The 24,314-nt window shown below is 68.3% G+C and carries 18 protein-coding genes; 9 read left to right on the top strand and 9 right to left on the bottom strand.

Annotated features, from left to right (window positions below; translation table 11 throughout):
* Positions 1 to 490 precede the first annotated feature (490 nt).
* The 6 genes from J2848_RS29035 to galE all read left to right on the top strand — a co-directional run bounded on the left by J2848_RS29035 (position 491) and on the right by galE (position 9,048).
* Positions 491 to 1,975, top strand: coding sequence for a mannose-1-phosphate guanylyltransferase/mannose-6-phosphate isomerase (locus J2848_RS29035; RefSeq protein WP_149233466.1), 1,485 nt, complete (start codon positions 491 to 493; stop codon positions 1,973 to 1,975).
* 257 nt (positions 1,976 to 2,232) lie between these two features.
* Entirely contained in the window at positions 2,233 to 2,637 is a 405-nt protein-coding gene (locus tag J2848_RS29030; protein WP_149233467.1) for a hypothetical protein, read from the top strand.
* Between the two features lie 3 nt (positions 2,638 to 2,640).
* On the top strand, positions 2,641 to 4,875 hold the full coding sequence (locus J2848_RS29025; RefSeq protein WP_211103254.1) for a peptidase domain-containing ABC transporter: 2,235 nt from the start codon (positions 2,641 to 2,643) through the stop codon (positions 4,873 to 4,875).
* A 3-nt stretch (positions 4,876 to 4,878) separates the two neighbouring features.
* Positions 4,879 to 6,369, top strand: a complete 1,491-nt coding sequence (locus J2848_RS29020) for an HlyD family type I secretion periplasmic adaptor subunit (protein WP_149233468.1) — start codon at positions 4,879 to 4,881, stop codon at positions 6,367 to 6,369.
* A 111-nt stretch (positions 6,370 to 6,480) separates the two neighbouring features.
* Entirely contained in the window at positions 6,481 to 7,869 is a 1,389-nt protein-coding gene (locus J2848_RS29015) for a DUF2142 domain-containing protein (RefSeq protein ID WP_149233469.1), read from the top strand.
* A 162-nt stretch (positions 7,870 to 8,031) separates the two neighbouring features.
* On the top strand, positions 8,032 to 9,048 hold the full coding sequence (gene galE / locus J2848_RS29010; protein WP_149233470.1) for a UDP-glucose 4-epimerase GalE: 1,017 nt from the start codon (positions 8,032 to 8,034) through the stop codon (positions 9,046 to 9,048).
* A gap of 218 nt (positions 9,049 to 9,266) precedes the next feature.
* Here galE and J2848_RS29005 read toward each other — a convergent pair whose 3' ends face one another.
* The 9 genes from J2848_RS29005 to J2848_RS28965 all read right to left on the bottom strand — a co-directional run bounded on the left by J2848_RS29005 (position 9,267) and on the right by J2848_RS28965 (position 20,621).
* Entirely contained in the window at positions 9,267 to 10,223 is a 957-nt protein-coding gene (locus J2848_RS29005) for a UDP-glucuronic acid decarboxylase family protein (protein WP_149233471.1), read from the bottom strand.
* 146 nt (positions 10,224 to 10,369) lie between these two features.
* Entirely contained in the window at positions 10,370 to 11,233 is an 864-nt protein-coding gene (rfbA, locus tag J2848_RS29000) for a glucose-1-phosphate thymidylyltransferase RfbA (RefSeq protein ID WP_149233472.1), read from the bottom strand.
* Positions 11,234 to 11,244: 11 nt separating this feature from the next.
* Positions 11,245 to 12,135 carry a dTDP-4-dehydrorhamnose reductase gene (gene rfbD, locus J2848_RS28995; protein WP_149233473.1) on the bottom strand — a complete coding sequence of 297 codons (891 nt, stop codon included), beginning with the start codon at positions 12,133 to 12,135 and terminating at the stop codon, positions 11,245 to 11,247.
* 8 nt (positions 12,136 to 12,143) lie between these two features.
* The gene (rfbB, locus tag J2848_RS28990) at positions 12,144 to 13,211 is read right to left on the bottom strand and encodes a dTDP-glucose 4,6-dehydratase (protein WP_149233474.1); all 1,068 of its coding nucleotides are present in this window, start codon (positions 13,209 to 13,211) and stop codon (positions 12,144 to 12,146) included.
* Positions 13,212 to 13,296: 85 nt separating this feature from the next.
* Positions 13,297 to 13,848, bottom strand: coding sequence for a dTDP-4-dehydrorhamnose 3,5-epimerase (gene rfbC / locus J2848_RS28985; RefSeq protein ID WP_149233475.1), 552 nt, complete (start codon positions 13,846 to 13,848; stop codon positions 13,297 to 13,299).
* A 3-nt stretch (positions 13,849 to 13,851) separates the two neighbouring features.
* A complete protein-coding gene (locus J2848_RS28980; protein WP_246194092.1) occupies positions 13,852 to 17,265 on the bottom strand; it encodes a glycosyltransferase in 3,414 nt (1,137 codons plus the stop codon).
* A gap of 213 nt (positions 17,266 to 17,478) precedes the next feature.
* On the bottom strand, positions 17,479 to 18,897 hold the full coding sequence (locus J2848_RS28975) for an ABC transporter ATP-binding protein (RefSeq protein ID WP_246194094.1): 1,419 nt from the start codon (positions 18,895 to 18,897) through the stop codon (positions 17,479 to 17,481).
* The gene (locus tag J2848_RS28970; RefSeq protein WP_149233477.1) at positions 18,887 to 19,714 is read right to left on the bottom strand and encodes an ABC transporter permease; all 828 of its coding nucleotides are present in this window, start codon (positions 19,712 to 19,714) and stop codon (positions 18,887 to 18,889) included. The genes J2848_RS28975 and J2848_RS28970 overlap by 11 nt, the downstream gene beginning before the upstream one ends.
* Before the next feature lie 682 nt (positions 19,715 to 20,396).
* On the bottom strand, positions 20,397 to 20,621 hold the full coding sequence (locus tag J2848_RS28965; protein ID WP_170307151.1) for a hypothetical protein: 225 nt from the start codon (positions 20,619 to 20,621) through the stop codon (positions 20,397 to 20,399).
* A gap of 6 nt (positions 20,622 to 20,627) precedes the next feature.
* Between J2848_RS28965 and J2848_RS28960 the strand changes: the two genes are divergently transcribed.
* The 3 genes from J2848_RS28960 to cysN all read left to right on the top strand — a co-directional run bounded on the left by J2848_RS28960 (position 20,628) and on the right by cysN (position 24,308).
* Entirely contained in the window at positions 20,628 to 21,392 is a 765-nt protein-coding gene (locus J2848_RS28960) for a sulfotransferase family protein (RefSeq protein WP_246194096.1), read from the top strand.
* 133 nt (positions 21,393 to 21,525) lie between these two features.
* Positions 21,526 to 22,377: a sulfate adenylyltransferase subunit CysD gene (gene cysD, locus J2848_RS28955; protein WP_246194105.1), complete on the top strand. Its 852-nt coding sequence runs from the start codon at positions 21,526 to 21,528 to the stop codon at positions 22,375 to 22,377.
* Entirely contained in the window at positions 22,377 to 24,308 is a 1,932-nt protein-coding gene (cysN, locus tag J2848_RS28950; protein WP_149233478.1) for a sulfate adenylyltransferase subunit CysN, read from the top strand. The genes cysD and cysN overlap by 1 nt, the downstream gene beginning before the upstream one ends.
* Positions 24,309 to 24,314: the final 6 nt, after the last annotated feature.

Genomic DNA, 24,314 nt, shown 5'->3' with positions numbered 1-24,314 from the left:
GCCCCGAATCGCTTCTGATTCGCTCATTTCCGAGTCGCGAAGGCGAATCGATCACGACTCGCTGGTGATTCGCCCTTCGGCACCGGTGCTGTCCGGGGCCGGATTTGGAGTTCTGTCGCGCCCCGCCCGTCCAGCCTTCCCCTGATCGCCCGCCCGAACCGCCTCCAGCTCGCCCCAAGTCCATGTCCGTGGACGACGGATGGCCGGGGGCGCGACAAGACTCCAACCTTGACCCCGGCCTCGACCCTGGCCGCCCGTCGCCGCAAGCGGCCTTGTTTGGAGTCTTGTCTCGCCCCCCGCCGGTTCCCTCCGCCAACTTCCTCCGGCCCGCCTTCCCGGAAGAGGCGCTCCGGTCGGGTGGGTCTCGGAGGGGTGCTTGTGAAGGGCGGAAAACGCGGTCTATAACGAACCGCCATGGCGCCGGCTCCTGGGGTTCGACCTCCGGCTTTCCGGTGCCCGATCACAGGCTCACACAACAGATGGCGGCAGGATGAACGGCAATTCCGCGCAGAAAATCGTCCCGGTGCTGCTGTCCGGCGGTACGGGGTCCCGTTTGTGGCCCTTGTCGCGCGAACTGTATCCCAAGCAGTTTCTGCCGCTCTGCTCCGACCGGACGATGCTCCAGGACACCGCCCTGCGGGTCAGTGCCCAATCTAGCTCCAAGGGGCCCAGTTCCACTCAGCCCAGTTCCGGTGCGGAGGCCGTCTTCTCGGCCCCGCTGGTGATCTGCAACCAGGAACACCGCTTCCTCGCCGCCGAGCAGCTGCGCCAGTCGCGCTGCACCCCGCGCGGCATCATCCTGGAGCCGGCCGGCCGCAACACCGCCGCCGCCTGCGCGCTCGCGGCACTCGCGGTGACGGCCGAGGATCCGGACGCGCTGCTGCTGATCCTGCCGGCCGACCACGAGATCCGCGACGCCGAGGCCTTCCGCCGCGCCGTCGCCATCGCCGCCCGCGCCGCCCAGGCCGGCCGGCTGGTCACCTTCGGCATCACCCCGACCCGGCCGGAGACCGGCTACGGCTATATCCGCCGCGGCCATTCGATGGACGAGGCCGACGGCGCCTACAATGTCGCCGCCTTCGTCGAGAAGCCGTCGCTGGAGGTGGCCGAACGCTACCTCGCCGAGGGCACCTATGCCTGGAACAGCGGCATGTTCCTGTTCCCGGCCGCCCGCCTGCTGGCCGAGCTGGAGCGCCACGCCCCCGCGGTGCTGGCCGCCTGCCGCGAGGCGCTGGACCAGGGCTCCAAGGATCTCGACTTCTTCCGCCTGGACGCCGCCGCCTTCGCCAAGGCGCCCAGCATCTCCATCGACTATGCGGTGATGGAGCGCACCGACCGTGCCGCCGTCGTCCCCTGCGAGATCGGCTGGACCGACGTCGGCGCCTGGTCGGCGCTGTGGGACGTCGGCAACAAGGACGGCGAGGGCAACGTCGTCGTCGGCGACGTGCTGCTGGAGGGGGCCCGCGACTGCTACGTCCGCAGCGACAACCACCTGACCGCCGTGGTCGGGGTGGAGAATGCCGTGGTCGTGGTGGTCGACGACGCCGTGCTGGTCGCCGACCGCTCCCAGGCCCAGGACGTCAAGCGCATCGTCGACCGGCTGAAGGCCGAGGGGCGCAGCGAGTCGGTCAGCCACCGCCGGGTCCACCGTCCCTGGGGCTCCTACCAGTCGCTGCACACCGGCGACCGCTTCCAAGTGAAGAGCCTGACCATCGCCCCCGGCTCGCGCCTGTCGCTCCAGAAGCACCATCACCGCGCCGAGCACTGGGTGGTGGTCAACGGCACGGCGCTGGTCACCCGCGGCGAGGAGCAGGTGATGGTCTACGAGAACCAGTCGATCTACATCCCGATCGGCACGGTCCACCGGCTGGAAAACCCCGGCAAGGTGCCGCTGACCATCATCGAGGTGCAATCCGGCTCCTATCTGGGCGAGGACGACATCGTCCGGTTGGAGGACGTCTACGGCCGCAACTGAGCGGCAACGGCCGTTGCCGTCGAAGGGCCGCGACTTGCGGCCCCGCGGGCACATGCCCGCGATAGCCAAGCGGGCGGACGCCCGCGCCGGTGATTGAGGCTAATGATGACAAGTGCCGCCTCTGCGTAAGCAGAGGCGGCACTTGTGTCTCTTTGCGGGCGTCGGCATTGGCGGCTTGGTCCGAAGTGCCGCCTTCCGGTACAACGAAGGCGCGAGGGTGCCGCAGCGGCGCCCCGCCTTCTGCTGCCGGGACCATCATGACCATCGAGCCGCCGCCGGACGACCGCATCCCCGAACTCTATGCCGACGGGGTCTTCGACATCGGCTTCGGCAACGGCATGGTCCGCATCGACCTGTTCAGCCTGTCGGCCCTGCGCAAGGACGCCAACGGCCAGCCGCTGCCCGCCATCCGCCAGCGGGTGGTGATGAGCCTGCCGGGCTTCCTCGCCAGCCTCTCGGCGCTTGAGGGCATGCGACAGCGGCTGGAGGCCGCCGGTGTGCTGCCGCCCAATTCCGGCCCCGGGCCGGGTGCGCCCGTTTCCGCTCCCCCTGCCGCTCCGGCCTTCCACAGCCCGGTGCAGGCCCCGATCCAGCCTGCCACCTCCTCCCCTGCGACTCCGGCCACCTCGCCCGGACGGCCCCGCTCGCCGAATTTCGGCTGACCGATGCCGGACGCCAGCACGACCGTCGCGCCGCCCCCTCCGCCGGGTCCGCACGCCGCCCCCGACCGCGACGCCCCTGATCGCGACGAAAGCACCGCGCTGCGCTGCCTGACGCTGGTGGCGCGCCACCATGGCCTGTCGGCTTCGCCGTCCGCCCTGCGCGCCCGTGTCGCCCCCGGCCCCGGCGGAGCGAACGGGGAGCCTTCGACAGCCGACCTGCTGCGCATCGCCGCCGCCACCGGCTTCAAGGCGACCGCCCGCCGGCTGGACTGGAAAGCCCTGCAAGCCCTGCCGCCGGTCTTCCCGCTGCTGGCGCGGCTGTCCAACGGCAACACCGTCATCCTGGTCGGGCTGTCCCGTCCCGCCGATTCGGCCGAGGAACCGGTGGTCGGCGTCGTCGACCCGCTGGCCGACCGGCTGGACGTCATCGACGTGCCGCGCGACCGCTTCCTGGAGCGCTGGGACGGCGAACTGGTTTTCCTCAAGCCGCGCCACGGCCTCGCCGACCCGCGCCAGCCCTTCGGCCTGCGCTGGTTCGTGCCGGAGATCCTGCGCCAGAAATCGGCCTTCCGCGACGTGGTGGTCGCGGCGCTGGTCCTGCACGCGCTCGCCCTTGCCGTTCCGGTCTATTTCCAGATCGTGATCGACAAGGTGCTGGTGAACGAGACCGTCGCCACGCTTCAGGTGCTGACCATCGGCGTGCTGGCCGCCCTGCTGTTCGAGGCGGCCTTCCGCTTCCTGCGCCAGTTCATCCTGCTGGCGGCCGCCAACCGCATCGACATCCGCCTCTTGAACCGCACCTTCGGCCATCTGCTCGACCTGCCGATCACCTTCTTCGACGGGCATTCGGCCGGCGTCACCGTGCGCCACATGCAGCAGGTGGAGCGCATCCGCGAGTTCCTGACCGGCAACCTCTTGTCCACCGTGCTCGACAGCTTGGTGCTGCTGGTCTTCCTGCCGGTGCTGTTCTTCTATTCGGTCAAGCTGACGCTGGTGGCCCTGCTGTTCGCCGGCCTGATCGCCGGGGTGGTGGTCGCCCTGGTGCCGGTCTACCGCAGCCGCCTGCGCGACCTCTACAACGCCGACGCCGAGCGGCAGGCCATGCTGGTGGAGACCATCCACGGCATGCGCACCGTCAAGTCCTCGGCACTCGAACCGCAGCAGCGCCGCAGCTGGGACCGCAAGGCCGCCCGCGCGGTGACCAGCCATTACCGGGTCGGCCGCATCTCCATCGCCGCCCGCACGGTGACGGAGTTCCTGGAGAAGGCGATGATGGTGGCGGTGGTCGCCGTCGGCGCCTTCGACGTCTTCGACCGCCAGCTGTCGGTCGGTGCGCTGATCGCCTTCCAGATGCTGTCGGGCCGGGTGGTGACGCCGCTGGTCCAGATCGTCTCGCTGATCCACCAGTATCAGGAGACCGCCCTGTCGGTGCGCATGCTGGGCGAGGTGATGAATCACCCGGCCGAGCCCCGGCGCGAAGGCAGCGGCGCCTGCCCCTCGCTGATCGGCCGCATCGAGATCGAGGGGCTGGGCTTCCGCTACGACCGCAACCGGCCGCCGGCCTTGGACGGTGTCACCCTGACCGTGCCGGCCGGCTCCGTCGTCGGGCTGGTCGGGCGCAGCGGCTCGGGCAAGAGCACGCTGATGCGGCTGCTCCAGGGCTTCTACCCGGTGCAGGAGGGCAGCATCCGCTATGACGGGCTCGACATCCGCGAGCTGGATCTGTCCCATCTGCGCCGCTCCATCGGCGTGGTGCTGCAGGAGAATTTCCTGTTCCGCGGCACCATCCGCGACAACATCGCCATGACCATGCCCGAGGCCAGCCGCGAGGAGATCGTCGAGGCCGCCCGGCTGGCCGGCGCCGACGAGTTCATCCACCGCCTGCCCGACGGTTACGACACGCTGGTGGAGGAGGGGGCGAGCAACCTGTCCGGCGGCCAGAAGCAGCGTATCGCCATCGCCCGCGCCCTGCTGCCCCAGCCGCGCCTGCTGATCCTGGACGAGGCGACCTCGGCGCTCGACCCCGACAGCGAGGCCATCGTCATGGCCAACCTGCGGCGGATCGCCCAGGGCCGCACCGTGCTGATCGTCACCCACCGGCTGTCGACTTTGACCGGCTGCGACACCATCGCCGTGCTGGAGCAGGGCCGCCTGCTCGACCTCGCCCCCCATCCCATCCTGCTCGACCGCTGCGCCGAATACCGGCATCTGTGGCAGCAGCAGAACCGGGGGCGCTGAGCCATGCCCGACACGCAGATGCCCGAAATCGACAGTCAGGACGTCGCGCAAGGGGAGACCGGCCGCGAGGTCGTCCCGGCCAAGGCCGAACCTTCTCCTCCCCCCGCTCCCGCGCGCCGCCGCGCCGCCCTGCCCGCCCCGTCGGCACCGCCGCCGGGCTTCGCGCTGGACTATCTGCCGGACGGGGCGGCGATCGAACATGCGCCGCTGCCCTGGTTGGCGCGCTCCACCCTCTATGTGCTGGCCGGGCTGCTGGTAGCGCTGGTCCTGTGGGCCGGCTTCGCCCAGGTCGACCGCATCGTCACCGCCGGCGGCCGGCTGGTGACCACCGCCCCGCTGGTGGTGGCCCAGCCGCTGGAGACCGCGGTGGTGCGCGGCGTCGACGTGCAGGTCGGCGACCGGGTGCGGGCCGGCGACCGTCTGGCGACGCTCGACCCTACCTTCGCCGCGGCGGATCTGGCCGATCTGACCGCCAAGCTCGCCAGCGTCGAGGCCCAGATCGGCCGGCTGCGCGCCGAGCTGGATGGCGGCGACTTCACCCCTGCCGACACCCCCGATGCCGCGGTCCAGGCCGCCATCCTGGAGCGGCGCCGCGCCGAATACCGCTCCCGCCTCGCCTCGCTGGACGAGAAGGCCGGGCAGCTGGACAGCGCCATCGCCGCCAGCCGTCGCGCCCAGGCCGGCCTCGCCGAGCGCCTCGCCGTGGTTGGCGAGGTGGAGGACATCCGCCGCCAGCTTCAGGAACGCCAGACCGGCTCCCGCCTGACCTGGCTGGAGGCGCGGGTCGAGCGGCTGCGCATGCGCGACGACCTGACCGCCCTCCAGGACCGCGAGCAGGCGAGCGCGCATGAACTGCGCGGCGTCCAGGCCGACCGCGCCGCCTTCATCGACGAATGGCGGCGCAAGACGGCGGAGGACCTCGTCGAGCAGACCCGCCAGCGGGCCACGCTGGTCGAGCAGATCGCCAAGGCCGAGCGCCGCCGCTCGCTGGTCACCCTGACCGCCCCGGTCGACGCGGTGGTGCTGGAGGTGGCCAAGCGCTCCGTCGGCTCGGTCATCCGCGAGGCCGAACCGCTGGTCACCCTCGTCCCCGCCGACGTGCCGCTGGAAGTGGAGGCGGAGATCCCGTCGCGCGACATCGGTCTGGTCCGGGTCGGCGACTTCGTGCGGGTGAAGCTGGATGCCTTCCCCTTCCAGCGCCACGGCACCCTGCCGGGCGAAATCCGCACCATCAGCGCCGACGCCTTCACCCACGATCCCGCCCAGGCTGCGGCCGCCCCCATCAACCCCGACGGCCCCCGTCCGGCCGCCGGCGCCGTCTTCCGCGCCCGCATCCGCCTGACCGACACCCGGCTGGAGGCGGTGCCCGCCGGCACCCTGCTCAGTCCCGGCATGGTCGCCTCGGCCGAGATCCGGGTCGGCACCCGTTCGGTCCTGTCCTACTTCCTCTACCCCGTCATCCGCGCGCTGGACGAAAGCATCCGCGAGCCGTAAGGGTTCGGGGCCGTCTCCAACCCCTCCTCCCGCTGCGTCAAAGTTTCCAAGTGGCGCCTGTCCGGCGGATGGGGTACCCACCCACCAGCCCATTCAGCGACAGGTCTGGTGATGCAGCGGATAGGTCCTTTCCTCTTTGCCGTACTGGCAATCCTCTCGGCGTTCTTCCTGGTCTGGAGCCTTCCGCCCTTCCAGACCGCCGACGAGCCCGCCCACATCTACCGGGCCAACATGATCACCCACGGCTACTGGGTGGCCGCCAGGGTTCCGACCGACGGACGGATCGCGGCGGGCGGACCGTCCGACGTCGCGATCATCGAGGCCTATTTCCCCTTCCACCATGTCCCATTCAAGCCCGACGAGAAGGCGAACCTGGAGGATTTCGTCAAATCCTTCACCGCCCGCTGGGACGGCCGGGTCTTCAACGTCGCGGCGGAGAACACCGCTCCCTACCCGCCCTTCTTCTACCTGCCGCAGGCCGCCGCCATCGCCGTCGGCAAGGCGCTCGACCTGCCGGTGGTGCAGACGCTGTATCTGGCGCGGGCGGCCAACGCGCTGACCTGCATCGTCGTCGGCTTCTTCGCCCTGCTGCTGGCCGGCCGGGCGCATCTGCCGCTGTTCGCGGTGCTGCTGCTGCCGATGTCGGTCTCGCTCTACGCCTCGATGAGCCAGGACGGGCTGGTCATCACCGTCACCGCACTCGGCATCGCCTTCCTGGCCCGGGCGCTGTCCGAAGGCCGGCCGCTGCGCAGCGCGGAGATCTGGGCCAGTGCCGCCTGCTTCGCCCTGGTGGGGATGACCAAGCAGCCCTACGCCCTGCTCTGCCTGATGCCGCTGGCGGTCCCGGCGGAACGGGCGGCGGTGAAGCGCCTCGCGGTCGCCGCCTCGCTGGTTGCCGCCGTCGGCTGGGCGGTGTGGATGGCGGTCGCCGTGCAGACGCCGCTGATCCGCCAGGACGCCCCGACCGACGCCATGGGCCAGCTCCGCTTCCTGCTGGGCAACCCGCTGGCCGTCCTCACCATCGCCGTGAAGACCTTCCAGGTCTGGGGCGACGAGTATTACCAGCAGTTCGTCGGCATCCTCGGCTGGGTCGATACCCGGCTGCCCAAGCCATATTACGCCGCCGCCTATCTGGTCCTGCTGCTGTCCTTCCTGCCGCTGCTGCTCGGCCGCCGGGCGGCGGACTGGTATTCCGGGGTGCCGGCGCGCGCCTCGGCGGTGACCGCGGCCGTCGTGCTGGCGACCGGGGCGCTGCTGTTCGGGGCGCTCTACATGGTGTGGACGCCGGTGGGCCAGCTGTGGGTCGACGGCGTGCAGGGGCGTTATTTCCTGCCGCTGGCGGCGCTGCTGCCGCTGGCCTTCGCCGGCGGGCGGCTCGGCTGGTCCTCAGGCTTGACGGGCGTGCTGGAGCGCAGCCTGACCTGGATGGTGTGGCTCTTCCCGATCGTCAGCATCCTGGTGATGCAGCGGACGGTCATCCTGCGCTACTACCTCGACTAGCACTTCCGCTCTCCATCCGGCCGCCCATCGGGGTCGGGGCGGGGCGTTGGAGGCCGTTCGAATGATGTCGCCCGTTCGGCGGAAAAGCCCGCAGTGCAGCATGGGCGGGCGACTATCTTCCGACTCTGCCCAATCGCCCCCAATCGAAGACGAAGAGCGGACATGACCACGAGCGACAACGCGACCGTGCTGGTGACCGGCGGCGCCGGCTATATCGGCTCCCATGTGGTGCTGGCCCTGCGCGACCAGGGACGGGCCGTCGTGGTGCTGGACGACCTGTCCACCGGCCGGCGCTCCGCCCTGCCCGACGGCGTGCCGCTGGTCGAGGGCGACGTCGGCGACAAGGCCCTGCTGGCCCGGACCTTCGCCAGCCACGGCATCGGCACCGTGATGCATTTCGCCGGCAGCATCGTCGTGCCGGAGTCGGTGGAGCGGCCGCTCGCCTACTACCGCAACAACACGGTGAAGAGCCACGCCCTGGTGGAGGCCTGTGTGGAGGCCGGGATCGGCCGTTTCATCTTCTCCTCCACCGCCGCCGTCTACGGCATGCCCGACCGGCTGCCGATCGACGAGCAGACGCCGACCAGCCCGATCAACCCCTACGGCTCCTCCAAGCTGATGACGGAGTGGATGCTGCGCGACAGCGCGGCGGCGCATGACCTGCGCTATGTCGCGCTGCGCTACTTCAACGTCGCCGGCGCCGATCCGCAGGGCCGTTCGGGGCAGGTGTCGAAGGTCGCCACCCACCTGATCAAGATCGCCGCCCAGACCGTCACCGGCCAGCGGGCGGAATTGCAGATCTTCGGCGACGACTACGAGACGGCGGACGGCACCTGCGTGCGCGACTACATCCATGTCAGCGACCTCGCCGACGCCCATGTTGCGGCGCTACGCCATCTGGAGGCGGGCGGGGCGTCGGAGGTGCTGAACTGCGGCTATGGCCGCGGCTATTCGGTGCGTGAGGTGCTGGCGATGGTGGAGCGGGTGACCGGCCGTCCGCTGCCGATGCGCATCGGCCCGCGCCGCGCCGGCGACCCCCCGGCCCTGGTGGCGGGGGTGGAGCGCATCGGCCGCACCCTGGACTGGACCCCGCGCCACGCCGACCTGGAGACCATTGTCGCCTCGGCGCTCGCCTGGGAGGAACGGCTTCAGATCCCCTCTCCCCCCGCTAACGCGTAAACGAAGTTTGCGCTGACGCGACAGGCGGACCTCCGGTCCGCTGAAAGCGGGGAGAGGGTTAGGGTGAGGGGGATGCACTGCGTGCCTTCCCGATAATCCTCGCCTCCTCACCCCCTCCCCCCGACCCCCTCCCCGGGGCTCTCAGCGGATCTTCGATCCGCCTGACGCCGTCAGCACAAACTTCGTTTGTGCGAGAGGCGGGAGAGGGAGATTTGCCCTCACCCGAAGAACCGCCCGCGGAAATAGGCGATGGTGCGCTCCAGCCCCTCGTCCAGCGGCACGGCCGGTTCCCAGTCCAGCAGGGCGCGGGCCTTGGCGATGTCGGGGCGGCGCTGCTTGGGGTCGTCCTGCGGCAGCGGCTTGTGTTCGATCGTCGAGGCCGAGCGGGTCAGGCGGACGACCTTCTCCGCCAGCTCCAGCATGGTGAATTCGCCGGGGTTGCCCAGGTTGATCGGGCCGGTGACGCCGGCCGGCGTGTCCATGAAGCGTAGGAAGCCTTCGATCAGGTCGTCGACGTAGCAGAAGGAGCGCGTCTGCTGGCCGTCGCCGTAGATGGTGATCGGCTCGCCCTTCAGCGCCTGGATGATGAAGTTCGACACCACGCGCCCGTCGTTGGGGTGCATGCGCGGGCCGTAGGTGTTGAAGATGCGGATGACCTTGATGTCCAGCCTGTGCTGGCGGTGATAGTCGAAGAACAGCGTCTCGGCGCAGCGCTTGCCCTCGTCATAGCAGGCGCGCGGGCCGATGGTGTTCACGTTGCCCCAATATTCCTCGGGCTGCGGATGCACCGCCGGGTCGCCATAGACCTCCGACGTCGACGCCTGCATGATCCGCGCCCCAACCCGCTTGGCCAGCCCCAGCATGTTGATGGCGCCGTGCACGCTGGTCTTGGTCGTCTGGACGGGGTCGTGCTGGTAATGGATCGGCGAGGCGGGGCAGGCGAGATTGTAGACCTCGTCCACCTCGACATAGAGCGGAAACGTCACGTCGTGGCGCATCAGCTCGAAATGCGGGTTGTCCAGCAGGTGCAGGACGTTGTCGCGGCTGCCGGTGAAGAAATTGTCGACGCACAGCACGTCGTTCCCGGCCGCCAGCAGCCGCTCGCACAGATGGGAGCCCAGAAATCCGGCGCCGCCGGTGACGAGGACACGCTTTCGGTTGGTGAGAGCCGGCAAGGCTGCCTTCCTGTCTTGGCTGTTTGCGTTGGCGGTTCGCCGGCGGCCCGTCGAAGGACGGACCGCCGGCGAACCGCGAAGGGGCAACGCGGCAGGAGGGCCGCCCGATCCCTTGTCTTTGGCCCTTTGTCTTTAGCCCTTAGCCTTTAGCCTAGCAGCCCGAGCAGGTAGCGCCCGTAATCGTTCTTCTTCAGCGGCTCGGCCAGACGGCGGACCTGCTCGGCGTCGATCCAGCCGGAGGTGTAGGCGATCTCCTCCGGGCAGGCGATCTGCAGGCCCTGGCGGTGCTGGATGGTGCGGACGAACTCCGCCGCCTCCAGCAGGCTGTCGTGGGTGCCGGTGTCGAACCAGCCATAGCCGCGGCCCATCTGCTCGACCGACAGCCGGCCCTGATCCAGATAGGCGGCATTGACCGAAGTGATCTCCAGCTCGCCTCTAGCCGACGGCTTCACCGCGGCGGCGATGTCCAGCACGTCGTTATCGTAGAAATAAAGCCCGGTCACCGCCCATTTGGAGCGCGGAGCGACCGGCTTCTCCTCGATGCTCAGCGCCCGGCCTTCGCCGTCGAACTCCACCACGCCGTAGCGTTCGGGGTCGCGCACGGCATAGGCGAAGACGCTGGCGCCGTCCGCCTTCTCGCCGGCGGCGCGCAGGATGTTGGTCAGGCCGTGGCCGTAGAAGATGTTGTCGCCGAGGACCAGCGCGCAACTGTCGTTGCCGACGAACTCGCGGCCGATGATGAAGGCCTGGGCCAGCCCGTCCGGCGAGGGCTGGATGGCCCAGCTCAGGTTCAGGCCCCACTGCGACCCATCGCCCAGCACCGTCTGGAACAGCGGCTGGTCGTGCGGCGTGGTGATGATCAGGATGTCGCGGATGCCCGCCAGCATCAGGGTGCTGAGCGGGAAATAGATCATCGGCTTGTCGTAGATCGGCAGCAGCTGTTTGCTGATCGCCCGCGTCACCGGGTAGAGCCGGGTGCCGGACCCGCCGGCCAGGATGATGCCCTTCATGGTCTTCGTCCTCACGCCTGCGGCGGGTTGGTGAACAGCTCGTCGATCACGCGGTCCACGCTCTCGCGCCAGGGCGGGCAGGACACGCCGAGACGCTCCTTCGCACGGGAACAGTCCAGCCGCGAATTGGCCGGGCGGCGCGCCGGGGTCGGGTAGTCGGCGGTACCGATCGCGGTCAGGCGCGGCCGCTTGCCGGTGCGCTCTTCCAGCCGCCGGAAGATGTGCTCGGCGAACTCGTGCCAGGTGGTGTAGCCGCTGCCGGTCAGGTGGTAGGTGCCCCAGGCGGCGGCGCCCGTCTTCTCGATCGTCCCGGCGATGTGGACGATGGCGGCGGCAAGGTCGGCGGCGGCGGTGGGGGAGCCGTGCTGGTCGGCGACCACCCGCATCTCCTCGCGCTCCTTGCCGAAGCGCAGCATCGTCTTGACGAAGTTGTTGCCGTAGGCGCTGTAGACCCAGGAGGTGCGCAGGATGACATGTTCAGGCGTCGCCGCCCGTACCGCCTCCTCGCCCGCCGCCTTGCTGGCGCCATAGACGCCCAGCGGGTTGATCGGGTCATCCTCGGTATAGATGCCGTCCTTCGTCCCGTCGAACACATAGTCGGTCGACACATGGATGAAGGGGATGCCGCGCGCGGCGCAGGCCGCCGCCATGGCGCCCGGCCCGTCGCGGTTGATGGCGAAGGAGAGGTCGACCTCGCTCTCGGCCTTGTCGACGGCGGTGTGGGCGGTGGCGTTGACCAGCAGGTCCGGCGCGTGGGCGGCGATCGCCTTTTCCACGTCGCCCGGCCGGGTCACGTCGAACTCGGGATAGGGCAGGCCGACCACGTCGGTGCCCGGCGCCCAGCTGGCCCGCATCAGCTCGAAGCCGAGCTGGCCGTTGCTGCCGAGAACCAGGACTTTCATGGGAACCTTCATTGCGCGGCCCCCTCTTCCTTGAGCCCGAGGCGCTCGCCGCGGTAGGAGCCGTTCAGGATGGCCTGCCACCAGTCGCGGTTCTCCAGATACCAAGCGACGGTCTTGCGCAGGCCGCTCTCGAAGGTCTCCTGCGGCGTCCAGCCCAGCTCGCGCTCGATCTTGCCGGCGTCGATGGCATAGCGCTTGTCATGGCCGGGGCGGTCGGTGACGAAGCTGATCAGGCGGTCGTGCGGGGCGCCGGCCGGGTCCATCTCGTCCAGATGCGCGCAGATGGCGCGGACGACCTCCAGGTTGGTGCGCTCGTTATGGCCGCCGATGTTGTAGCTCTCGCCGATTTTGCCCTTCTCCAGCACCAGCCGCAGGGCGCGGGCATGGTCCTCGACATAGAGCCAGTCGCGGATGTTGTCGCCCTTGCCGTAGACCGGCAGCTTCTCGCCCGCCAGACCCTTGAGGATCATCAGCGGGATCAGCTTCTCCGGGAAATGGTAGGGGCCGTAATTGTTGGAGCAGTTGGTCAGCACCACCGGCAGCCCGTAGGTCTCGTGCCAGGCGCGGACCAGATGGTCGCTCGACGCCTTGCTGGCCGAATAGGGCGAGTTGGGGCTGTAGGCGGTGGTCTCGGTGAAGAAGCCGTCGTCGCCCAGCGTGCCGAACACCTCGTCGGTGGAGATGTGGTGGAAGCGGAAGCGCTCCTTGCGCTCCGCCGGCAGCGCCGACCAGTAGCCGCGCGCCGCCTCCAGCAGGCGGAAGGTGCCGACCACGTTGGTCTGGATGAACTCGCCCGGCCCGTCGATGGAGCGGTCGACATGGGATTCGGCGGCCAGATGCATCACCGCGTCGGGCTGGTGGGTGTCGAACACCCGGCGCAGTTCGGCGGCGTCGCAGATGTCGACCTGCTCGAAGGCGTAGCGGGGATTGCCCTCGGCCCCCGGCAGGGAGGACAGGTTGGCCGCGTAGGTCAGCTTGTCGACATTGACGACGAAGGCGTCGGTTTCGGCGAGAAGCTGGCGGACCACCGCCGAGCCGATGAAACCGGCGCCGCCGGTGACGAGAATGCGCGTCATCAAACCACCTTACCGCCGAGAAGCGGGGCCGCCCGCGGCCCCCGTTTGTGCAAAAGCTCTGAGTGCCCGAAACCGGAAGCCGCCGTCAGAACAGGTCGGTCAGCCGCGCCAGGGTCGGATGCTTGTAATCCTTGTCAGACAGCCGCGCCTTGTCCGCCGACACCGGCCAGTCGATGCCGAGTTCCGGGTCGTTCCACAGCAGGCCGCGGTCATGCTCGGGCGAATAATAGTTGGTCACCTTGTAGATGACCTCGGTGTCCGGCTCCAGCGTGCAGAAGCCGTGGGCGAAGCCGACCGGCACCAGGATCTGGTTCCACTCCGCCGCACTGATCACCGCGCTGACATGCCGGCCGAAGGTGGGGGAGCCTTTGCGGATGTCGACCGCCACGTCCAGGATGGCGCCGCGCACCACCCGCACCAGCTTGTCCTGGGCGAAGGGCGGCAGCTGGAAATGCAGGCCGCGGATGGTGCCGACCTCGGCCGACAGCGACTGGTTGTCCTGAACGAAGTCGTAATGCAGCCCGGCCGCCTCGAACGTCTTCTTGGTGTAGGTCTCCGAGAAGAAGCCGCGGTGGTCGCCGAACTTCTTCGGGCGGATGATCTTAACGTCGGGAATGTCGAGGGAGACGACGTCCATGGCTCAGATGCTTTCCTTCAGGCGCTCTTTGCGCAGCTCGGGGCAGGATTTGCGCAGCCAGGGCTTGACCGTGCGCGGCGGGAAGGCCAGCCCGAAATTCTCGGCGTCCAGCGTCAGGTTCGGGTTGTAGTAGGGGTCGGCCAGCAGGCTGTCGCCCCAGCGCTCCTGCATGTAGGCCACCTCGCCCATGAAGCGCTTGACCTTGTCGGGCGCGGTGTCCGGCCCGCGCGAGGCCGATTCCAGATGGTACAGCTCGGCGAACGGCGTCCAGACGACCAGATACCCCTTCTCGCGGATGCGCAGGCAGAAATCGACGTCGTTGAAGGCGACGGCCAGCTTCTCCGAATTCAGCCCGCCGACCTCGTCGAAGATCTCCTTGCGCAGGATCAGGCAGGCGGCGGTGACGCAGGACAGGTCCTGGGTCAGCTGGGCCCGGCTGAAATAGCCGTAGGCGTCGCGGGTCAGACCCTTGTGGACATGGCCGGCCACGCCGCAGATGCCGGTGACGACGCCGGCATGCTGGATGGTGCCGTCGGCGTAATAGAGCTTGGCGCCGACCGCCCCCACCTCCGGCCGCAGGGCGTGGGAGACCATCTCGGCCAGCCAGCCCGGCTCCATCACCTCGATGTCGTTGTTGATCAGGCCCAGCACCTCGCCGGTCGCCTCGGCGGCGGCGAAATTGTTGATCGAGGAGTAGTTGAAGGGTGCCTTGTAGGTCAGCACCCGCACCCGCGGCTCGTCCTTCAGCGTGTCGAAATAGGCGAAGGTCGCCGCTTCCTCGCTGTTGTTGTCGACGATCAGGATTTCCAGATCCGGATAGTCGGTGCGGTGCAGCAGCCCGTCGACGCAGCCCTTCAGCAGATCGGCCTTGTCGCGCGTCGGCACGATCAGCGACACCCGCGGCAGCCTGGCCGGCAGGGCGTAGCGGATGCGGGTGAAGCGCGCGGTCGACGGCGAGGTCTCCACCGTGGCGTCGACGCCGCGGCGCTGGAAATGCTCGGTCAGCGCCTTGTGGGCGGCGGCGGTGGCGCGCGGCAGATCGACCGTGGAGAAGGCCGCGGAGTCGGGGAAGACGCGCCAGTGATAGAGGATCGCCGGAATATGGCGGATGCGCTCGGGCTGCGTCGCCTCGACCGCGCGCAGGGTCAGGTCGTAGTCCTGGCTGCCCTCGAAGCCCAGGCGGAAGCGCCCGGCCTGCTCGATCAGCGAGCGGCGGAAGACGCCCAGATGGTTGACCATGTTCTGGCCGTGCAGCAGGTCCAGATTGAAGTCCGACTTGAAATGCGGGTCGTAGCGCTCGCCGTCGGCATCGATCTTGTCCTCGTCGGAATAGAGGATGTCGGTGTCGGGATGCTGCGCCAGTTCCGCCGCGACGGTGTAGAGGGCATGCGGCGGCAGCCGGTCGTCATGGTCCATCAAGGCCACGAAATCGCCGGTCGCCAGATCCAGCGCGCTGTTGCTGGCGGCGGAGATGTGGCCGTTGGTCTCGCGCCGGACGATCTTGATCCGGTTGTCGCGCGCCTTGTACTCGGCCAGCACCGTCTGCACATGCGGCGCGGTCGAGGCGTCGTCGGCGATGCACAGTTCCCAGTCCGGATAGAACTGGGCCAGCACGGAGTCCAGCGCCTCGCGCAGGTAGGCTTCCGGCGTGTTGTAGACCGGCATGACGACGGAGAAGCGCGGGCGCGCCGGCAGCCGGGCGATGTCGGCCTTGATCGCCGCCCCGTCCTCCGGCGTCAGGGTGTCGTACATCCGCACCCACGACTTGTAGTCGGCCGACCAGCGGTTCGGCTGCAGTTCCTGCAGGACGCGCTGCTTGGTCGCCTGCCAGCCATGGCGGCGCAGATAGTCCAGCACGCGCGCCGGCTGGTTCTGCCGGACATAGTCGAGCAGGATGTTGGTCTTGCCGATCTCGCGGATGGTGAAGTCGGCGATCTCGAAGGACACTGGCCGGGTGGCGGGGTCGAAGCGCAGCGCCTTGACCGTCTGCGGCAGCAGGGCCAGCTGGCGGAACTCGCCCACCGTGTCGACCGGCAGGCGGATCATGGTCCGCTCGTCGAAGCCGTTGCCGTCATCGACATAGATCACCGGCACCAGCGGGGCCGAGGCGCGGACCACCCGGTAGGAGATCACGCACCAGTGGCCGGGCAGCCGGCCGCGGTCGGAGCGCAGCAGGAAGGCGGGGTCGCTGCCGGTCGCCTCGTAGCCGCCCTGCGGGCTGGGCTTCACGTCGTGCAGCGGCTCCAGCGTGATGGCGTGCAGGCGGCGGCGGTAGAAGCGCCCGGCCTTCTGGGTCAGGCGGCCCAGCTTGCGCACCGGCGCCGACAGCTTCCAGGAGGTCGAGTTGACCAGGCTGTGGATGTGCTGGTCGCGGCTGGCCACCACCCCGTGCAGATGGGCGATCGCCTGCTCACGCGCCACCAGCTCGCGGGCATGGGCGGCGAGGTTGCGCTCGCGGTCGGCCAGCTCCTGCGCCATCTCGGCGAGCGCATCGCCCTGGCGGCGGATCTCGGCCTGATGGTCGCCGAGCCAGCCCTGGATGACGGCGATGTCGCGGTCGCGCGTCGCGATCATGCCCTTGAGATCTTCGGTGTGGGCGATCTGGTCGTCCAGCACCTTGCGGACCATCGCCACCTCGCTGCGCAGGTGCTTTTCCTGCTCTTCCAGGCGCTGGATGGTTTCGGTCTCGATGGCGGCGTCGCCCAGCCGGTCGAACCAGCTGCGGACGGCCCGCAGCCCCTCGCCGCCGGCGGCTTGCACGGCGAACAGCTCGCGCACCGCTTCGGGCAGATCCGCGCCGACGCCCAGCACGCCCAGCCCGTTGGAATGCAGGAAGCTGAAGGACGGCCGGTCGCGGGTGATCTCGTCCCACAGGCGCCAGACGCCGAAATCATCCTTGCGGACGTTGATGTCGTGGAACAGCACCACGCCGCGGCGGCTCATCTTCGGCAGCCACGTCTCGAAATCGTGGCGCACCGCCTCGTAGGTGTGCAGCCCGTCGATGTGGAGCAGGTCGACGCTGCCGTCGGCGAAATGGACCAGCGCGTCGTCGAAGGTCATGCGCAGCAGGCGCGAGAAGCCGGCATAGCGCGGGTCATGATAGGCGGCGAGCTTGTTGTAGATGTCGTCGCCGTAGAAGCCGGCCTGCGGGTCGCCGGCCCAGGTGTCGACGGCATAGCAGGCGGTCGGCAGCCCGACATGGCGGACCGCCTGGCAGAAGGCGGCATAGGAGTTGCCGGTGTGCGTCCCCAGCTCCACCAGGCTGTCCGGGCGCAGCGCCTCGACGATCCAGAAGGCGAAGGGCACATGGCCGAGCCAGGAGGCCGGCGCCGTGACGAGATCCGGGGTCAGGAGCGTGATCGGCCGGCAGATACGACGGAGAGTGTCCGATCCCTGGTCCTTCAAAAACGAATCCACCTGTGCCTCTTCTTCTGCCTGGCCTTGCGGCGGGGTGCGGTCCATCGGGACACCGTTTCAGGCCCGGCGGACGGCCCCGTCACAGCCGCCGACACACATACGCTGACACCCCGCCGGAATGCAAGCCGCTGTCCGGAGCCCGCTTTGCGGTGCCCAACAATGCCCGGACCTGCGGTTTTCCTGCCTCAGTCCGGGGGGATCCGCGGCCTGTCGCTATTTTGTCGCGGGGGCAGGTTGGGAGGTTGCCTGGGAGGCCGCCTGGGGGGCTGACGCTCCCTCCGCTTCCAGCGTGATCGCCAGCATCGGCATGCCGACCAGCCCGCGCACGACATGGCTGGCATGGACCTTGAAGAACAGCGCGTCCTCGACCCAATGGTGCTGGACGTGGTCCTCCTGCGTGCCCTCGGCAAGCGCCACGGTGATGGAGAAGTCGCCGCTGGGCAGGTAGGGCATCTGGAAGCGGAAGCGGGCGGCGAAGTCCTGCCCGGCCGGGATGGTGACGGGGTCGAGCTGGTAGCTGAGGAAGGTGTTGTCGCCGAACAGGTTCTGGCCCAGCTTGTCCTTCACGTAGAAGCCGACGATCGGACGGTAGACCTGCTGGTCGGCCCGGCAGTCCACCTTCAGCACGATCACCTCGCCGCCCTCCAGCACGCTGAGCGGCTGCTCCCCGGCATCCAGGATCGAGACGTTGGTGATGGTGGCGCCGCGGTTGCCGAACCAGGGGCCGCTGTCGTTGAAGTCGAACAGCTCGATGGCGTTGCGGTGCTGCGAGGCCTTCAGCAGCTCGGCGCGGGCGTCCTCCACCGGCTCCTCGCGCTTGGCCTGGGGCAGCGCCTGCCGCGCCCCGCCGATGCGGAAGCCGCGCGAGCTGTCCTGGTCGCTGTAGAGGGCGGCCAGGTAATCGTGGCAGACCTCTTTGGCCGGGCCGATCGCCCGCACCGACCCGTTGTCCAGCCACACCACCCGGTCGCACAAATTCACCACCTGCCCGGTGTCGTGCGACACGAAGAACAGGGTGCCGCGCTCCTTGAAGCGGTGGATGAAGCGCATGCATTTCTGGGTGAAGGAGGCGTCGCCGACCGCCAGGATCTCGTCGACGATCATGATGTCGGCATCGACATGCGCCGCCACCGCGAAGGCGAGGCGGGCATACATGCCGCTGGAGTAGAGCTTCACCGGCTGTTCGATGAAGTCGCCGATGCCCGCGAACTCGGCGATCGAGTCATAGCGCTCGGCGATCTGCCCGTTCGACAGGCCAAGGACGGAAGCGGCGAGATAGACGTTCTCGCGCCCGGTGAATTCGGGGTTGAAGCCGGCGCCCAGCTCCAGCAGCGCGGCGATGCGGCCATCGACCGCGATGCGGCCGGAGGTCGGCGTCAGCGTACCGCAGAGAAGCTGGAGGAAGGTCGACTTGCCCGAACCGTTGCGGCCGATCAGCCCGACCGTCTCGCCGCGGCGAACCTCCAGGTCGACGCCGCGCAGCGCCCAGTACTCGTCGTAATATTTGCGCCGGCCGCGCACCAGCATCTGCTTCAGCCGGTCCTGCGGGCGCTTGAAGATGGCGTAGGCCTTGCCCAGCCCCTCGGCGCGGATGACGACAGGGGTTTCAGGCGACATGGGTTCAGACGACATCGGCGAACCCCCGGCGGGTCTTCATGAACCAGAGATAGCCGAGCCACGCCACCACCCAGGCGCCCAGCGTCGCCAGACCCCATTCGACCGGCGACGGGATGCGGCCCCAGAACAGCAGGTCCTTCGACTGCTCCAGGATCGCGGTCATCGGGTTCAGGTGCAGGATGGCGCGGAAGCGCTCGGGGATCGCGGTCATCGGATAGAAGATCGGGCTGAGGAACATCAGCACGGTGACGGCCACGCCCACCACCTGCCGCAGGTCGCGCAGGAAGACGCCGGCGGCGGCGAAGAACCAGCTGAGCCCCAGCGTGGTCAGGCACAAGGGCGCCAGGATCAGCGGCAGCAGCAGGGCCGTCGCTGGCGGCAGCCCGGCCACCAGCAGATGGAAGACCACCAGGATGACGAAGCCGATGCCGGCGTTGAACAAGGCGACCGCCAGCGACACCAGCGGCAGGATCTCCAGCGGGAAGACCACCTTCTTGATGTAGCTGATGTTCTCCAGCAGCAGGCCGGGCGCCCGGTTCAGGCATTCGCCCAGCACGTTGAACAGGATCAGGCCGGAGAACAGCAGCAGGGCGAACTCCGTGTTGCTCCCGCCGGCCCCGCTGGGCGTTCCCCAGCGCGCCTGGAACACCACCGAGAAGACGAAGGTGTAGACGGCCAGCATCAGGATCGGGTTCAGCACCGCCCAGACGATGCCCAGCACGGACCCGCGATAGCGGGCGTCGATCTCGCGCCGGGCCAGCCGCAGGATCAGCGACCTGTGATGCCAAGCGGTCTGGAAAAGGGCAAAGGGACCGGCGCCGAAACCCGCCACCGTAGGGTTTACCGACTGAGAGTTAAACAATTTAGAGTATTCCCCGTCTGCGGCCGGCCGACCATAACCCCCACCCCGGCGGCGTTCAAGCGAAAGCATCGGCCCTGCCGGAGGGCCCTGCCGGAGGGGTGCGGAAGGATGCGGGAGGGACAGCCGACTTCAAAAAAGAACGGTCGGGGGAACGAACCTTCGGTTTCCTCCGTTTACCCGAAAGATCGGAGCGGTGGCGAAACCATCCAGAGACTTTCGTTATCACCAAAGAAAATAATCGAATAAACATTTGAGAAATTCGTGCTGTACGGGCTAATGCCACAGAAAGCGCAGGTAAGTTCTGCGCTGCCCGTATCAGTAAAGTCCAATCGACGATCAAATTTGACTTCTCTATCTCCAAGATAGAGACATTCATATTCATGAGGATGCTGGGAAATGTGTGAACCACCATTGAGGATCGCGTCCGTATATTTGTAAGCCCATGGGGTTAGATCCGGATTAGGTCTAAAAAAGCCCATCCGGCAGGACCATAAGTAACCTTGAGAAACGGCGATTGCCTGATTTGCAGGAAAGACGCACCGATTGCCGAACCCATGGAAAAACCGGGTTGCCGGAGGAAGCTCTGGTGCAAAAGGAGGCTGTTGTGTTCTGGAATGAAAAAACCCTGACAGCCGATCATTATGCCACATCTTTAAAACATCACTTCGGTGATGGTGCCGTTCATCGTCTTCAAAAGGAGATCGGCTTTGTCGGAAAGCGGCTTCTTCGACTTCCAAGCACGGAAAGATCGGCTTTCTTCGATCCCTGGTTCACCGAGGAGAATGCCCGTCACCTGCGGTCGGTCGCCCGATCGGTCCGCGGGATCCCGTCGGAAGCGCCCGCCGTCCCTTCCGCCCCCCGCATCGTCTTCCTGCACGGGGTGATGCCGCGCAGCGGCACCAACTATCTCCAGAGCCTGCTGGAGCTGCATCCCGACGTGGTGGTCAACCCCTATGGCATCCGCGAGCTTCCCTTCCTGAACACGGTGGAGGATGCGCGCCTCTATGAGGGACGCTTCCTGCGCCTTTACCGGCGCAACCGGGAGTCGTTCGGCGATCTGGAGACCTTCTGCTATATGGTCAGCGGCTTCCTGCGCCGGATCGAAGCCGAGTTCCCGGCCGGCAAGACGGTGGTGATCAAGTCGCCCCACACCCGGATGCTGCGCTATTTCCCCTATCTGTTCCCGGCGGAGCGCTGCCTGATCGTGCTGCGCGACGGCCGCCGCGCCGTGCAGTCCACCATCGACACCTGGCCGCTGCGCTTCCTGGGCCGGACCTTCGCCGACGTCTGCCGCGAGTGGAGCTTCGGCACCGAGGCGGCGCTGGAGGCGCAGAGCCGGATGAGCATTGAGGCCTGCCGGCTGGTCCGCTTCGAAGACGCGGTGGCCGCCCCCGACGGCACCACCCGCGACCTCATGCGCTTTCTGGAGCTGGACGAGGACCGCTATCCGTTCGAGCGGATCGGCGACCTGCCCATCCTGGGATCGTCCCGCGCCTCGCGCAGCAACGGCGAGGTCAGCTGGACCCCCGTCAGGAAACCCGAAGGCTTCGACCCGTCGAAGCGCCCGATCCAATGGTCGCGCAAGCGTCAGGCCCTGTTCGACGCCGTGGCCGGAGACATGCAGAAGAAGGCCGGCTATGCTGCTTGACCTACTGCTCGACACCCGCCCTGTCGCCAAGGACCGGCCCGTCACCGTTCCCGGGGATGACCTGCCCGCCATCCTGACCACGCCCGCCCGCCTCACCCACCTGCAAAGGCTGGAGGCGGAGAGCATCCACATCATGCGCGAGGTGGCGGCCCAGTTCCAGAAGCCGGTCATGCTCTATTCGGTCGGCAAGGACAGCGCGGTTCTGCTGCATCTGGCGATGAAGGCCTTCCACCCGTCGAAGCCGCCCTTCCCGCTGCTGCATGTCGACACGACCTGGAAATTCCGGGAGATGATCGAATTCCGCGACCGCACGGCGCGGGACCTCGGCGTCGACCTGATGGTCCACATCAACCGGGACGGCGTGCGCCAGGGCATCGGCCCCTTCAGCCACGGCTCGGCCGTCCACACCGACGTGATGAAGACGCAAGCGCTGAAACAGGCGCTCGACGCCCATGGCTTCGACGCCGCCTTCGGCGGGGCGCGCCGCGACGAGGAGAAGAGCCGCGCCAAGGAGCGCATCTTCTCCTTCCGCACGGCCACCCACCGCTGGGAGCCGAAGAACCAGCGGCCGGAACTGTGGAGCCTCTACAACGGCCGCATCCACAAGGGCGAGAGCATCCGCGTCTTCCCGCTGTCGAACTGGACCGAGCTGGACATCTGGCAATACATCCACCAGGAGGCCATCCCGGTGGTGCCGCTCTATTTCGCCAGGCCCCGTCCGGTGGTGGAGCGCGACGGCACGCTGATCATGGTCGACGACGACCGCCTGCCGCTGAGGCCCGGCGAGGTGCCGGAGATGGCCTGGGTGCGCTTCCGCACGCTCGGCTGCTATCCGCTGACCGGGGCCGTGCGCAGCACCGCCGCCACCCTGCCCGAGATCATCCGCGAGATGCTGCTGTCCACCAGCTCGGAACGGCAGGGCCGCGTAATCGACCAGGACGCCGCCGCCTCGATGGAGGCGAAGAAGCAGGAAGGCTATTTCTGATGCCGAAGCTTCTCGATCCCGTTGCCGCTTCCGCGGATATCGCCCCCTCGGATATTGCGACCGAAGTACAGGAATATCTGGCCCGCCAGAACGGCAAGGATTTGCTGCGCTTCATCACCTGCGGCTCGGTGGACGACGGCAAGTCGACGCTGATCGGCCGGCTGCTCTACGACTGCAAATGCCTGTTCGAGGACCAGCTGGCCAGTCTGGAGGCGGACTCCGGCCGCTTCGGCACCGCCGGCGCCGGCCAGCTCGACCTCGCCCTGCTGGTCGACGGGCTGGCGGCGGAGCGCGAGCAGGGCATCACCATCGACGTCGCCTACCGCTTCTTCACCACCGACCGCCGCAAGTTCATCGTCGCCGACACGCCGGGCCACGAGCAGTACACCCGCAACATGGTCACCGGCGCCTCCACCGCCGACGCCGCAGTCCTGCTGGTCGACGCGCGCAAGGGCGTGCTGACCCAGACCCGGCGCCACAGCACCATCGTCTCGCTGCTGGGCGTGCGCCATGTCGTGCTGGCGGTCAACAAGATGGATGCGGTGGGCTGGGACCGCGAGACCTTCGAGCGCATCGCCGCCGACTACCGCGTCTTCGCCCAGCGCATCGGCCTCGATGAGGTCACCTGCATCCCGGTCTCGGCACTCACCGGCGACAACGTCACCAAACCGTCGGAGCATATGGGCTGGTACGGCGGCCCGACCCTGCTCGGCCATCTGGAGAGCGTGGACGCTTCCGCCGAGGAGAAGCTGGGCGCCTTCCGCTTGGCGGTGCAGTGGGTGAACCGGCCGAACCAGGATTTCCGCGGCTTCTGCGGCACGGTCGTCGGTGGACCGGTACGCACCGGCGACGACATCGCCATCCTGCCCGGCGGGCGGACCAGCCGGGTGGCGCGGATCGTCACCATGGACGGCGAGCTGGAGACGGCGCTGCCCGGACAGGCGGTCACCCTGGTGCTGGCCGACGAGGTCGATGCCAGCCGCGGCGACATGATCGTCGCCGCCGCCGGCCGGCCGGAGGTCGCCGACCAGTTCGCGGCGCATGTGGTGTGGATGGACGAGCAGCCGCTGCTGCCCGGCCGCTCCTACCTGCTGCGCGCCGGCACGGCGACGGTCGGCGCCCAGGTGACGGAGCTGAAGCACGCCATCAACGTCAACACCCAGGAGCATGCCGCCGCCAAGCATCTGGATCTCAACGATGTCGGCTTCTGCAATCTGGCGCTCGACCGGCTGATCCCGTTCGACGCCTATGCCGACAGCCGCGAGACCGGCAGCTTCATCCTGATCGACCGGCTGACCAACGCCACCGCCGGCTGCGGCATGATCCGCTTCCCCCTGCGCCGCGCCTCCAACATCCACCGCCACGCGTCGAAGCTGGACAGGGCGGCGCGGGCCGGTGGCCTGCAGAAGCCCTGCGTGCTGTGGTTCACCGGCCTGTCCGGCTCCGGCAAGTCCAGCGTCGCCGACCGGCTGGAGCAGGAGCTGCACAGCCTTGGCCGCCGCACCATGATCCTGGACGGCGACAATGTCCGCCACGGCCTGAACCGGGATCTGGGCTTTACCGACGAGGACCGGGTGGAGAACATCCGCCGGGTGGCCGAGGTGGCGAAGCTGATGGTGGAAGCCGGCCTGATCGTGCTGGTCAGCTTCATCTCCCCCTTCCGCGAGGAACGCCGCATGGCGCGTTCCCTGGTGGAGGAGGGCGAGTTCGTGGAGATCTTCATGGACACCCCGCTGGAGGTCTGCGAGGCCCGCGACCCCAAGGGGCTCTACAGGAAGGCCCGCGCCGGCCAGCTCCCTCACTTCACCGGCATCGACAGCGCCTATGAGCCGCCGGAAGCGCCGGAGATCACGCTGAAGGGCGCCGAACACGGCACCGACGAGATGGTTGCCCAGGTGATCGGGGAACTGCGGCGGCGTGGGGTGATCTGAGGGGGG

Origin of the sequence: Azospirillum lipoferum (genome assembly GCF_024170005.1) — a bacterium.
Taxonomy (GTDB): Bacteria; Pseudomonadota; Alphaproteobacteria; order Azospirillales; family Azospirillaceae; genus Azospirillum; species Azospirillum lipoferum.
The sequence above is the reverse complement of the archived record's forward strand: the minus strand, read 5'-3'. Positions and strand labels throughout refer to the sequence as shown.

Coding starts and splice junctions, on each gene's coding strand:
- J2848_RS29035 (WP_149233466.1), top strand. CDS start 491: ATGAACGGCAATTCCGCGCAGAAAATCGTCCCGGTGCTGCTGTCCGGC.
- J2848_RS29030 (WP_149233467.1), top strand. CDS start 2,233: ATGACCATCGAGCCGCCGCCGGACGACCGCATCCCCGAACTCTATGCC.
- J2848_RS29025 (WP_211103254.1), top strand. CDS start 2,641: ATGCCGGACGCCAGCACGACCGTCGCGCCGCCCCCTCCGCCGGGTCCG.
- J2848_RS29020 (WP_149233468.1), top strand. CDS start 4,879: ATGCCCGACACGCAGATGCCCGAAATCGACAGTCAGGACGTCGCGCAA.
- J2848_RS29015 (WP_149233469.1), top strand. CDS start 6,481: ATGCAGCGGATAGGTCCTTTCCTCTTTGCCGTACTGGCAATCCTCTCG.
- galE (WP_149233470.1), top strand. CDS start 8,032: ATGACCACGAGCGACAACGCGACCGTGCTGGTGACCGGCGGCGCCGGC.
- rfbA (WP_149233472.1), bottom strand. CDS start 11,233: ATGAAGGGCATCATCCTGGCCGGCGGGTCCGGCACCCGGCTCTACCCG.
- rfbD (WP_149233473.1), bottom strand. CDS start 12,135: ATGAAAGTCCTGGTTCTCGGCAGCAACGGCCAGCTCGGCTTCGAGCTG.
- rfbB (WP_149233474.1), bottom strand. CDS start 13,211: ATGACGCGCATTCTCGTCACCGGCGGCGCCGGTTTCATCGGCTCGGCG.
- rfbC (WP_149233475.1), bottom strand. CDS start 13,848: ATGGACGTCGTCTCCCTCGACATTCCCGACGTTAAGATCATCCGCCCG.
- J2848_RS28975 (WP_246194094.1), bottom strand. CDS start 18,897: ATGTCGTCTGAACCCATGTCGCCTGAAACCCCTGTCGTCATCCGCGCC.
- J2848_RS28960 (WP_246194096.1), top strand. CDS start 20,628: ATGCCGCGCAGCGGCACCAACTATCTCCAGAGCCTGCTGGAGCTGCAT.
- cysD (WP_246194105.1), top strand. CDS start 21,526: ATGCGCGAGGTGGCGGCCCAGTTCCAGAAGCCGGTCATGCTCTATTCG.
- cysN (WP_149233478.1), top strand. CDS start 22,377: ATGCCGAAGCTTCTCGATCCCGTTGCCGCTTCCGCGGATATCGCCCCC.